The sequence below is a fragment of the Bacillus sp. J14TS2 genome (genome assembly GCF_018333015.1).
Taxonomy (GTDB): domain Bacteria; phylum Bacillota; class Bacilli; order Bacillales; family Bacillaceae_C; genus Lederbergia.
Genome location: NZ_BORE01000012.1, coordinates 90,611 through 103,270, shown reverse-complemented (window position 1 = coordinate 103,270; position 12,660 = coordinate 90,611). Strand labels below are relative to the sequence as shown.

Sequence of the window (12,660 nt, the reverse complement as noted above, 5' to 3'; positions counted from 1 at the left end):
AAGGAGGTGAGAGGATGAAAAAAAGTTGGCAAGAGCCTAAATTAGAAGTTCTAACAATTGGAATGACGATGGCGGGTCCCGGATTATCCATTCCAGATGCAGTTCAACCGGATCCAGATCCAGAAGACACGGTTCATTATGATAGTTAAGTGTCTTTTAGCTTCTAATTACAACCTTCTAACTACTTAAGGGGTGTAATAAACACGTACTTAAGAGAAAAAGGGCTTTACTAAGGAGCCCTTATAACTTGAAAAAGGGATAAGGGCTACAACACAAAATTTCAGTAGCATGGAGGAAAAATGGTTATTACATTTAATCCAGTTGTCTATAAAGCATTTGGGATGCATGTACGAAGTGAGTTCCCATTGCCAGAGTTGCGTCAAATTGGCGAGCAAAGTGAGGAAGTGACGATTTCCATTGAAATCGGAGATTTAACAGAAGTGTGGAATAACGCTGAGGGGGACAATCGCTATTTCAAAGTTGTGGAAAATAAAGTGCTATTTCACATCCCTCATACAGCCATTTATTGTATTCAAGATGGAAATAAAATTACCGTATCACCGTTGCAGCATGCCCATGAAGACCATGTCCGCTTGTATATTCTTGGCTCATGTATGGGGGCACTACTTTTGCAAAGAAGGGTTTTACCATTACATGGAAGTGCACTTGCCATTAATGGCAAGGCTTATGCAATTATCGGCGATTCCGGGGCAGGTAAATCAACGCTTGCTTCAGCTTTTTTGCACCAAGGGTTTCAGTTATTAACAGATGATGTTATACCAATCACTTTTACCCAGCAGAATATTCCTGTGGTTTCCCCCACATATCCACAGCAAAAACTTTGGCAAGAAAGCTTGGAAGCGTTCGGAATGGGGACGGAGGGATATCGGCCTATCTTCCAAAGAGAAAGCAAATTTGCAATTCCTGTTTCTACTCAATTTGCTACGTCCCCTTTGCCATTGGCCGGCATATTTGAATTAGTAAAAACAAATCGTCAACAAGTAGTTATGGAACCTATTCTAAAATTGCAACGATTACAAACCTTGTTTCAGCATACGTACCGGAATTTTTTACTATCACATCTTGGGTTAAAAGAATGGCATTTTCATCTGATGACAAGAATCGCGAGTTGTACTCAGCTATACCAAATCCAGCGACCAACTCATTCATTTACAGCCGATAAATTAACAACATTGATATTAAAGACTATTCGTAAGGAGAGTGAAGAGAAATGGTAACGACAAAATGGTCTCTTGATCAAGCAGTTGTTCAAGTTGAAGGAAATATTGTTAGCAATATGGGTGATGAGAAAGTGATGCTAAGTATTCATAATGGAAAATACTATAATCTAGGTGAGATTGGCGGAGAAATTTGGGAACTTATGAAAGAACCAGTTTCTATTAAGCAAATCATTACATCTCTGCTTACTCGTTATCAAGTGGAAACGAAAGAATGTGAAGAACAGGTTCAAGCTTTTATAAGCCATTTATTAGAGGAAGATCTGGTTAAAAGGATTTCCGAAAAATAGGAGAATGTCGAATGAGAGTCTTTACGAAGCTGATGACGTTTTTGCGTTTACATCCAAAAACAGGATTTCTTTTGATTGAAGCGTATATTTATTTAGGATGGGCAAGAATGCTGAAAAACATCCCATTCTCAAAGGTCGCTTCTACATTAGGAAATCATATGGATGAAACGACCTATCATCCAATCCAATCAAACACCCAAATCTTGAAAAATATCTCCAATGCCATCCAGATTATGAGCAAATATACATTATGGGAAAGTCAATGTCTTGTGAAAGCGATAGCTGGGATGAAAATGCTTGAGAAACGGGGCATCGATAGCACGCTGTATTTGGGGACTGCTAGAGATGAGGTTGGAAAGCTGATTGCCCATGCATGGTTAAGGAGCGGTTCTATTTATATTTCTGGCGCAGAAGGAATGGAGAAATTTACGGTTGTTAGTATGTTCGCGAAAAACATAAGCAATCAATCAGTTGAGAGGGAAAGTTATGAATAAACTTCAGAAACTTGATTTAGGAAATGTTCCTCAAGAATTAAAATTAATGTTGGAATGGGTTAATGAACAAAATAATGAGGAGATAGACTGGGAAAAGTTTCAAGCGATTGACTGGGATTTTTTCGTTCAGTTAGCGATCCATCATCGTCTCTATCCATTACTAGCTACGAAGATAAAGGATGACCCAAGGGTTCCAGAAAACGTCCAAACAACACTTACAAACCTATTTAAACAGAACACTTATCGAATGCTCCATTTATGTGCTGAAATTGAGGGACTTGGCCAATTATTTAAAGAAAAAGGAATCCGCTCTCTATTTTTAAAAGGGCCCCTATTAGCAGAAGATTTATATGGGGATATATCAAAACGTACATCCGGAGATTTGGATGTTCTTATTCCCATTCATCAGCTTGAACAGACAGAGAACCTGCTGATTGCACAAGGCTATCAAAAGGATGAATATATTCAATCATTATTAAATGACTGGAAATGGCGACATCATCACTTTACTTATTATCACCCTATCCAAGGGACAAAGATCGAAATTCATTGGCGGTTAAATCCCGCTCCTAGTAGAGAGCCGAGCTTTGCTGAATTATGGGACAGAAAAAGAAGAAGTTTGCTGACAAATAGTGTTGTATACATGTTAAGTAAAGAAGACTTATTCTTTTTTCTTGTCACACATGGTGCCCGCCATGGTTGGTCACGTTTGCGCTGGCTTGTGGATATCCATAAACTTACACAACAAGGATTAGATTGGAGAAGAATTCTTAAACAGCTTCGAAAATATCAAGTCTGTTCAGTTGGAGGTCAATCATTAATTCTTTCGCAACAGTTGCTGAAGACAAATATCACTGAGGAGATGAGGTCATTTTTTAAGGGAAGACGACCGCTAAAATTAGCTGAAGGAGCCGTTTATTATGTAGAAAAAATGGTTCATTTACATTCAGATCCAGTGCCAAAAGAGGTGGCCGAATATCACGCAAAACATTTATTTTCCTTAATGCCCAACAGGCAAAAGACTTTTTATCTATTAAGCACATTATATCCTTACTATACGGATGCCGAGACATTGGCTTTACCAACTAAATTCCATTTTCTCTATTTTCCATTACGTCCCTTTTTATGGCTATGGAGAAAAACAAAAAAGAAACCATCACCAAAGGTTGAACTTTGAAGGCACAAAGAACAATTACTAAAGTATATTTATTTTATTATAAATATCTATTGACATGTTCTTTATAAAGAACCATCATGAATGTAGAATGGTTAAAGGCAGCCACTCATATAAATCTATAAGCAAGTTTATTTTTTTAACTCGATTCGTTCTTTATTAGGAACGATTGTTGTAAAGGTGGTCTTTATGGATAAATTCGGTCAAATGCATAGTGCGGACAGGAGAATAGCAAAAGAAATCAATATAAAAGAATTGCTTAGAGTGATCAAACGGCGTTTTTGGATCATCTTGATCATTACGTTTTTAACGACAATGGCTGGTTGGTTTTATAGTAGTCAAAATAAGACAGCGCCATTATATGAAACTTCTACCAATATTATTATTGATGCTAATAGTGAATACCGGAATACTCTGCAAGTGATTATTAAGGATACGATTGTTTTAGAGAGTGTGATCAATGAACTTGGGCTGGATAGATCAGCAAAGACCTTGGCTGGACAAATCGAGGTAACAAATATCGAAGGCTCCCAGGTTGTAGAAATTAGTGTGACAGATGCAAATCCGCAAACAGCAGCAGATATTGCAAATACAACGGCAAAAGTATTTAAAAAAGAGATACCAAGCATTATTGAGTTTGAAGATATCAGGATTCTTTCGGAGGCAAAGGCCAATCCTGTTCCAGTTAGCCAAGATAATCAAAATAAGCTGTTAGTGGTTGCTTTTATTTCCGGAATTATTGTTGGGTTAGGGCTGATCTTTTTGCTTGATTCCTTAGATGACTCCATTAAGTCAGAGCATGATGTCGAGTCCATCCTTGGTATTCAGGTCCTTGGAAGTATTTCCAAAATGAGTAAAAAGAATGTGAGAAAGAAGAAAAATATGCGAATGGTATTAAAAATAAGAGGTGACTCAATTGGTTCTAAATAAAAGCAAAGAGTTGGAAAAACGAGTGAATTTAATCACGTACACGAATCCTGAATCTGTTATTTCGGAACAATTTCGTACCATTCGCACCAATATTCAATTTATAAATGGCGAGATGGGGAGCACGACCCTTTTAATTACTTCTCCTGATAAGCAAGAAGGAAAAACGACGACTGCAGCTAATATCGCCGTGTCGATGGCACAAAAGAAAGAAAGGATTCTTTTGATTGATAGTAATTTAAGAAATCCAAGTATTCATCATATTTTTAGAGTAGCGAATAATGTTGGGTTAACAGATGTCCTTTTAGGAAATTCAACGTTCGAAGAAGCTGTGAATTATTCGCAAATTACAAATTTAGATATTTTAACAAGCGGTGCAGTACTCTATAATCCTGCGGAGTTATTCGCCTCTGAAAGAATGCAGCACTTATTAAAAAAGGCGAAATCGCTATATGATATTGTGTTACTGGATTCTACAAGTGTTTTGGACGTAACCGATACAAAAATCATTGCGCATCTAAGCGATGGGGTTGTTTTAGTTATTCGACAAGATAAAACAAAGATTGAAACAGCGGTTGAGACAAAGAAAGTGCTAGATTTTGCAAATGCGAGAATTATCGGTGTTATTTTTAATGAAAAAACGGGTTAATCAACGACAATGGTCTAAATGAACAAATTTTCGTGAGGTTCCTCCTCATGATTACTTTTTGGAGAAGATGTTCGTTATTAAGAATTTTAGTCTGGGGATGTCTCTTTCCCACTATCAATGGAGGCACTCGATCATACTGTGGGTTGAAAGACCTTAGACACAAGTTGTCGGTAGTGTGATGTGAGGGCGGGTTAGATGCCCAAGTCAATTTAAAGATTTTAATGATGTGGTTTTTTAGAAAACCATGTCATTAAGATTTTTAAAAATACCCAAAAGTATACAGCAGACGAGGAGGGATTGGATGAGTTATGTTCAACGTTTATCGATGTTTATGGTTATAGATACTGTCATTATTTTGACAGCTATTTTATTAGGTGGTTTCTTAGTAAGTCCTATGTTTTCTGTGTTTGCCTACCCCATTATGATCAGTTCTCTTTCTATATTATTAAGCCATTATCTATATTCGTATATCTTTAAGTTTTATAGAAAATCGTGGGAATATGCGAGTATTGGTGAATTAATCATTATTTTTAAAGTAGCGCTATTTACCTTATTAACGGCAGGGGGAATCCAACAAATCTTCTTTCAGCAAATAAACTTCCGCTTTCTCGCTGTCACTTGCTTACTTCATCTGTTGTTGATAGGTGGATCTAGATTTTGTTGGCGAATCTATCGGGATCGTTATTTGAACAGGATGGATAAGCAAAAAAGAACCCTTATTATTGGTGCTGGATCAGCGGGAGCGATGGTGGCGAGGCAATTATTGAAAAGCAAGGATGCTGAGCTGCTTCCCGTTGCTTTTATTGATGATGATATAAAAAAGCAACAGCTTGACATCTTAGGTGTTCCGGTATTCGGTGGGATCTATCAATTCGTGAAGGTGATCGAAGATTTAAATATAGAACATGTCATTATTGCAATTCCCTCACTAAATAAACGGAGATTAAATACGATCTTCCAAGAATGTGCCAAAACCAATGTCAAAACACAAATTTTACCTAAACTGGAGGATATTGTGAGCGGAAAAATATCGGTAAATCAATTTCGTGATGTGCAAGTGGAGGATTTATTGGGAAGGGAACCTGTTGACTTAGATCTCAAGAGTATTTCAAAAGATATAACGAATAAAGTTGTCCTAGTTACTGGTGCTGGCGGATCGATTGGTTCTGAGATTTGTCGGCAAATCTCCCAATTTAATCCTAAACGGCTTGTGTTATTAGGGCATGGGGAAAACAGCATTTATTCGATTGAATTGGAATTAAAAGAAAGATTCAGGCATGAACCAATTGAATTTCTAACGGAAATTGCTGATTTACAAGATGAAAAAAAGATGATGTCGGTCATGAGTACATACCAACCTAATGTTGTGTACCATGCGGCCGCCCACAAGCATGTGCCCTTGATGGAAAGAAATCCGGAGGAAGCTGTGAAAAACAACATAATTGGTACAAGAAATGTAGCAGAAGCAGCCAGCTGGCATGGTGTCGAAACATTCGTGATGATTTCAACAGATAAGGCGGTGAACCCCACAAGTGTGATGGGGGCAAGTAAAAGGTTAGCTGAAATGGTGATTCAAGATCTGGATCAAAAAAGCAAAACCAAGTTTGTAACCGTTCGTTTCGGAAATGTGCTCGGAAGTCGTGGCAGTGTGATTCCATTATTTAAACAGCAAATCAGAAAAGGGGGGCCGATTACCATTACCCACCCAGATATGATTCGATATTTCATGACCATCCCGGAAGCTTCTCGACTCGTCATTCAAGCAAGCGCATTGGCAAATGGGGGAGAAATTTTTGTGTTAGATATGGGAAAACCCGTAAAAATTGTAGATTTAGCGACAAACTTAATTCAACTCTCAGGCTATTCTTCGGAGGAAATAGAGATTGCATTTACCGGTATTAGACCCGGGGAAAAATTATTTGAAGAACTATTAAAAGTAGATGAAATCCGTGAGCAACAGGTATACCCGAATATTTATGTTGGGAAGACGGCGAAACTTTATATTGTTGAAATAGAGGAGCTAATTGCAACGTATTCTGGGATGGATCGAGTGGTATTAAAAGAACGCTTAATTGACTTAGCTAATAATAAATTGATTCCAGAAGCTCAGCCATTGATGTCCTATTCAGGTTAAAATGGTTGGCTTTGATTTATCTCGAATTAACTGGCAGTAAGCCCCCGACTTCAAGAATTCGAGGTAAGTGAGGGACAACTGCCAGTATCGGGCTTGCAGGACGCAGGTCACAAAGGGCGTAGCGACGTATCGGATGTACTAGTGCAGACAAAGCGACAGGACGTCGCGTTTGAGTCTGGCAACAGGATGTTGCGAATTTAGCCTTTGATCCTTACCAATTCAGTGGGGGATGAAAAAAACCACTGAATGAAGTTTCACTTTATAAAATAAAAACTATTAGGTGAGAAATGTGAATAAAAAACTTTGTGTTGTCACAACGACCTCCATTACTGTAAGGAGTTTTTTGATCAGCCAGTTAATGTTCCTAAGCCGAAATGGCTATCATATCACGGTTATTTGCGATCCGGATTCAAATTTGGCGAAGGAATTACCGAAATGTATTCAATACCGACCAGTAGCCATGAATCGTGGATTTGAGGGAATTGGGATGTTCAAAAGTATTTGGCATTTGTATAAAATTTTCAAAGTGGAGAAATATGATATTGTCCAATATTCAACACCGAACGCCGCATTTTATTCATCCATTGCCGCCAGAATGGCTAAGATACCTGTTCGCCTTTATTGTCAATGGGGAATTCGCTATGTCGGGTACCAAGGATGGATGAGGCAATTGTTAAAGAGGATAGAAAAGGTAACCTGTCAGTTTTCAACAGAGATTGAACCAGATAGTCATGGGAATTTACTATTTGGAAGGAAAGAGGGGTTATATTCATCGATAAAAAGTAGAGTTATTTGGAACGGAAGTGCAAACGGTGTTGATACAAAGAGGTTTGATATCCACCAAAAGGAAGTCTGGAAAGCTGAGATTAGAGAGCGTTATGGAATCCTTGAGAATGATTTCGTTTATGGATTTATTGGCAGAATAAATAAAGATAAGGGGATAAATGAGCTGCTTCATGCCTTTAAGAAGATGAATGAAAAAGCTAACAATGTAAAATTACTTATTGCCGGACCGAAAGATCAAATAAACTCGATAGAAGCGGGTATTTATGAATGGTCGAAGCAATGTAAGAATGTGATTTACTGCGGATATATCCATGAAATTGAAAAGTATTATGCGACAATGGATGTTTTTATTTTACCAAGTTATCGTGAAGGTTTTGGCAGTGTTGTCATTGAAGCTGAAATCATGGGAGTGCCTGTGATCGTGACTAATATACCTGGTCCCACGAATGCCATGAAACAGGATGTGACAGGGTTGGTGGTAGAAAAGGGAAAAATTAAACCACTTCAGGAAGCAATGGAAAAGTTATTTTTCGATCAAAAATTATGCGATGAAATGGGAAGGAGTGCCTACCTATTCTCTCGCAGTCATTTTAATCAAACGACCTTATGGCACTATATATTATTAGATCGGGATAAGTTAACGAACAGGAGGGGGAACATTCGCAATGCCCAATGACCATCCAAAGGTTTCTGTCATCATGGGGATATACAATTGTGCGGAAACCTTACCACAAAGTATTGAGTCCATTCTTCATCAAACCTATACAGATTGGGAATTTATTATTTGCGATGATGGCTCAACAGACCATTCTTATGAAATCGCAGAGCGGTATGCAACATTATATCCGAACAGGATTAAACTACTAAAAAATGAAAAGAATTTAAAACTTGCTGCTACTTTAAACCATTGTCTTAAGGTTGTGCAGGGTGAATATATCGCGAGACAAGATGGTGATGATCTATCAGTGCCTGAAAGATTAGAGAAGCAGGTTGCTTTTCTGGATCAGCATCCTGACTATATGCTCGTGGGTGCGGGGATGATTCCTTTTGATGAACATGGAGAAAGAGTGGTTCGAATTGGAAAATTAGAACCTCAAAAAGAAGATCTCCCGATGAATCAGAGCTTTATGCATGCGACGATCATGATGCGGAAAGAGGGCTATGAACAATTAAACGGGTATAGCGTAACAAAACGAACGAGAAGGGCAGAGGATTATGAGTTGTGGATCCGATTTTTTGCTGCTGGTTATAGGGGGTACAATTTACAGGAAGCTTTATATAAAGTGAAGGAAGATCGAAACGCATTAAAAAGAAGGAAATTCAACTATTCTTTGGATCATGCTTTTCTCATATTGAGAGGGTGTTATCGATTGAAGCTCCCGCTGAAATATTATGTATATATCTTTAAGCCGATTATTGTAGGGGCTGCCCCAAGGTTTATAGTGAAGAGGTATTATCAGCATCGAGATGAGAAGTATATACGAAGCAGGAATATAAAGGAGCAATTATGACGGTACTTTGGATCAACTTTGCCTTAGTATATTTTTTTTCGCTTTTTTCCAGATATTTTGCAAAACCAGTGTTCGGAACATTATCATCGGTTCCAATTCAATTAAATAAATCTTTAATGTTTGGTAGCTTATTTTTATTAGTCATTGTATCAGGATTAAGAAGCAATATTGGTGATACGTACGTATATAAATCGATCTACGAAACAAATGAATTTACATGGGAGTATATTTTATCTCAAAAGGATATCGGATTTGGCATTCTACAAATGCTTTTAAAGAAGATTTCAGATGATCCGCAAATGATGATCTTTACAACAGCCCTGTTGACGAATGTTTTAATTGTAGGTGTCTTAGCTAAATATTCGAGATTGTTTGAGATCAGTACGTATGTTTATATTACTGGTGGATTATTTCTTGTGTCCATGAATGGCATCAGACAACTTTTAGCTGCGGCGATCATTTTTACAGGAACAAAATATTTAATGGAAGGAAAGTGGTTAAGGTATTTTCTTATTGTCCTGATTGCTTCCACTTTTCATCAGAGTGCACTCATACTAATCCCCATTTACTTTATTGTCAGATATAAGGCATGGTCAAAAGCGACCTATATTTTATTAGTTTTCTCTATCATTATTGTCGTAGGCTATGAGCAATTTTCAGATCTATTATTTACAGCCATTGAAGATAGCCAATATGGACATTATTCGGAGTTTCATGAAGGTGGGGCGAATACTGTTCGTGTTGTCGTTGATGCAGTACCATTATTGATTGCTTTTCTTGGTAGAGATAAGCTTCGAGAAATCTTTCCAAGCAGTGATTATATAGTCAATATGGCCTTAATTGGCTTTGTTTTTATGATTATTTCAACACAAAATTGGATTTTCGCAAGGTTTTCAATTTACTTTTCATTGTATCAACTAATCTTAATTTCCTGGATTGTAAAGCTATTTAGAAAAGAAGACCAAAGAGTTATCTACTTTTCTCTTATTGTTTGCTACTTTTTATATTATTTCTATGAAAATGTTATTAATTTACAAACCATATATAAAAGTAATATTTTGAACTTTTTTTAAGGAAGTCGAGGTATCCCCTAAATTGGAAGGGAGTAGGAGAATGGAGAAGAAAGAACCAAAAAGAATCCTGCACGTTGTCAGTGCCATGGGGCGCGGAGGGACTGAATCTTTGATAATGAATATTTATAGAAACATCGATCATGCAAACATTCAATTTGATTTTATTACTCATCGTCAGGCTGACTATGATGAAGAGATTCGTTCCTTGGGAGGTGAATTATTTTATATACCAAGCCTAGGAGAAATTGGTCCAATTAAATATATCCGAAAGTTGAGAGACATCATGTCCCACCATCCATATATTGCGATTCATGCACATACAGATTACCAGAGTGGGATACCAGCATTTGCAGCAAAAATTTGTGGAATCAAAAAAAGGATATGCCATTCACATAGTAATAATTGGCCTAAGCAAGGTGTATTAAAGGAGAAACTGATGTTAAAAATTCTCCAACTATTCATTAAGTTTTTTGCTACAAATTTATGTAGTTGTAGTGAAGAGGCGGCTGCATTTTTATTTGGTCCAAGGAACCATAATAAGGTGAAAATATTAAAGAATGGAATTAACCTTTGTGAGTATATAAATAAAGATGGATGGAATAGGAAGAGTGTATTGAAGGAACTTAATTTGGCCGACGATGCCGTTCTGCTAGGCCATGTTGGGCGTTTTTCAGAATCAAAGAATCATCTTTTCCTCCTAAAAGTATTGAAAACGTTAGTAGAAGAGGATGATCGTTTTGTTGCTGTTTTGGTAGGGGATGGTCCTTTAAGAGCAAGTATTGAAGAAGAGGCACAGAGGCAAGGAATGGTCGAACGTATTCGCTTCTTAGGTGTAAGAGCTGATATTCCTCGACTGATGAATGCCTTCGATGCCTTTTTCTTTCCCTCCAGCTTCGAAGGGTTTGGGATTGTGATGATCGAGGCACAAAGTGCAGGAACGCCTTGTATTGCTTCGGCTTCCGTTCCCAAAGAAACCGACATGGGTCTTGGTTTAGTGAAGTATATTAGTCTTCATGAATCCATCGAAATCTGGACGAAAGAGATTCAGTCATCCTTGCTTATGCCTAGATTGAGTAACATTGAGATTATAGAAAATATAAAGAAATTAGGGTTTCATATTCAAGACAATATTCAAGATTGGTTAGCCTTATATGGGATCGAGGTCCAACAAGATGAAGAAAAAAATCTTAATCACTTCGTTTGATCTCGCAATTGGGGGAGTGGAACGGAGCTTAATTGGTTTGCTGCAGCAAATTGACTATGAACAATATGATGTGGACCTGCTTCTATTTCGACATGAAGGGGAACTTCTCTCCTATTTGCCAGAGGGGCCCCAGCTTTTACAAGAGGTTCCAAGCTATGCAACTTTTCGGAAGTCAATTAAGCAGATTGCCCAAGAAGGTTATATTCCGATTGCCATCACTAGGTTGTTAGCCAAATCCTTTAGCACCCTGTATGGAAAATTTAAAAAAATGGATGAACCAGACTATTTAACGATTCAGTATGGTTGGGAATGGACGAATGCGTTTTTACCGAGGGTTGAGCCCATGTATGATGTGGCGATCAGTTTTCTTTGGCCCCATCATTTTATTGGTCAAAAGGTGAAAGCAAAGAAAAAGATTGGTTGGATTCATACGGACTACTCTCATATTCATATAAATAAAACATTAGAGAAACGCATGTGGAATCGACTGGATAACATTGTGGCCGTTTCCGAGGATTGCGGGAATACGTTTTTACAGCAATTTCCGTACTATAAGGACAACATGAAAGTCATTGAAAACATTTTATCTCCAGCCATGATTAAGGCCAAAGCTCTGGCTGCGACCCCTGATGAGATTAAGAGGGGGCCTGGGAATACGATACTCTTAACAGTAGCACGCCTTTCCCATGCGAAAGGGATCGATCAAGCGATCCATGCCTGCAGGGAATTAATAAATCAGGGATATAAGCTGGAATGGTATGTCGTCGGATACGGACCACTTGCAGAAGAATTACAGCAACTGATTCATACATTGGGACTCGAAAAACATTTTTTCTTATTAGGGAAGAAAGTCAACCCATATCCATATATTCGAGCATGCGATCTTTACGTCCAGCCATCACGCTATGAAGGAAAAGCGGTCACCATTCGTGAGGCGCAAATACTAGGAAAACCAGTGGTGTTAACGGATTTTCCAACAGCCAAAAGTCAAACTCAGCATGGTATTGATGGGTGGGTGACACCACTTTCGATTGAGGGGATTGTCAATGGAGTTAAGCGATTGATTGATGATCAGGATCTTAGGAAGCGGTTGATCGATAACACCATCCAAACAGACTATGGGAATGAAACAGAAATCGAGAAGCTTTATCAATTGATCGAGAAAGAATGAAAAGTGTGT

13 protein-coding genes are annotated in these 12,660 nt (G+C 37.9%); all 13 read left to right on the top strand.

Annotated features, from left to right (window positions below; translation table 11 throughout):
* The first annotated feature begins 14 nt into the window (after positions 1-14).
* The 13 genes from KI375_RS18300 to KI375_RS18240 all read left to right on the top strand — a co-directional run bounded on the left by KI375_RS18300 (position 15) and on the right by KI375_RS18240 (position 12,651).
* Positions 15-149, top strand: coding sequence for a paeninodin family lasso peptide (locus tag KI375_RS18300; protein ID WP_212974882.1), 135 nt, complete (start codon positions 15-17; stop codon positions 147-149).
* A gap of 150 nt (positions 150-299) precedes the next feature.
* Entirely contained in the window at positions 300-1,238 is a 939-nt protein-coding gene (locus KI375_RS18295) for a phosphoenolpyruvate carboxykinase (ATP) (RefSeq protein WP_212974881.1), read from the top strand.
* Positions 1,232-1,528 carry a lasso peptide biosynthesis PqqD family chaperone gene (locus KI375_RS18290; protein WP_212974880.1) on the top strand — a complete coding sequence of 99 codons (297 nt, stop codon included), beginning with the start codon at positions 1,232-1,234 and terminating at the stop codon, positions 1,526-1,528. The genes KI375_RS18295 and KI375_RS18290 overlap by 7 nt, the downstream gene beginning before the upstream one ends.
* An 11-nt stretch (positions 1,529-1,539) precedes the next feature.
* The gene (locus tag KI375_RS18285; RefSeq protein ID WP_212974879.1) at positions 1,540-2,022 is read left to right on the top strand and encodes a lasso peptide biosynthesis B2 protein; all 483 of its coding nucleotides are present in this window, start codon (positions 1,540-1,542) and stop codon (positions 2,020-2,022) included.
* Positions 2,015-3,199: a nucleotidyltransferase domain-containing protein gene (locus KI375_RS18280; protein WP_212974878.1), complete on the top strand. Its 1,185-nt coding sequence runs from the start codon at positions 2,015-2,017 to the stop codon at positions 3,197-3,199. The genes KI375_RS18285 and KI375_RS18280 overlap by 8 nt, the downstream gene beginning before the upstream one ends.
* Before the next feature lie 186 nt (positions 3,200-3,385).
* Positions 3,386-4,126: a YveK family protein gene (locus KI375_RS18275; protein ID WP_212974877.1), complete on the top strand. Its 741-nt coding sequence runs from the start codon at positions 3,386-3,388 to the stop codon at positions 4,124-4,126.
* Positions 4,113-4,772: a CpsD/CapB family tyrosine-protein kinase gene (locus KI375_RS18270; protein WP_212974876.1), complete on the top strand. Its 660-nt coding sequence runs from the start codon at positions 4,113-4,115 to the stop codon at positions 4,770-4,772. Before KI375_RS18275 ends, KI375_RS18270 begins: the two co-directional genes overlap by 14 nt.
* A gap of 301 nt (positions 4,773-5,073) precedes the next feature.
* The gene (locus tag KI375_RS18265; protein WP_212974875.1) at positions 5,074-6,906 is read left to right on the top strand and encodes a polysaccharide biosynthesis protein; all 1,833 of its coding nucleotides are present in this window, start codon (positions 5,074-5,076) and stop codon (positions 6,904-6,906) included.
* Positions 6,907-7,195: 289 nt separating this feature from the next.
* The gene (locus KI375_RS18260; RefSeq protein ID WP_212974874.1) at positions 7,196-8,368 is read left to right on the top strand and encodes a glycosyltransferase; all 1,173 of its coding nucleotides are present in this window, start codon (positions 7,196-7,198) and stop codon (positions 8,366-8,368) included.
* Positions 8,358-9,203 (top strand): glycosyltransferase EpsE, encoded by an 846-nt coding sequence (gene epsE / locus KI375_RS18255; protein ID WP_212974873.1) that lies wholly within the window; start codon positions 8,358-8,360, stop codon positions 9,201-9,203. Before KI375_RS18260 ends, epsE begins: the two co-directional genes overlap by 11 nt.
* A complete protein-coding gene (locus KI375_RS18250; RefSeq protein ID WP_212974872.1) occupies positions 9,200-10,276 on the top strand; it encodes an EpsG family protein in 1,077 nt (358 codons plus the stop codon). The genes epsE and KI375_RS18250 overlap by 4 nt, the downstream gene beginning before the upstream one ends.
* Before the next feature lie 40 nt (positions 10,277-10,316).
* Positions 10,317-11,480, top strand: a complete 1,164-nt coding sequence (locus KI375_RS18245; RefSeq protein ID WP_212974871.1) for a glycosyltransferase family 1 protein — start codon at positions 10,317-10,319, stop codon at positions 11,478-11,480.
* Positions 11,449-12,651 (top strand): glycosyltransferase, encoded by a 1,203-nt coding sequence (locus KI375_RS18240; protein ID WP_212974870.1) that lies wholly within the window; start codon positions 11,449-11,451, stop codon positions 12,649-12,651. Before KI375_RS18245 ends, KI375_RS18240 begins: the two co-directional genes overlap by 32 nt.
* The last annotated feature ends 9 nt before the right edge of the window (positions 12,652-12,660 follow it).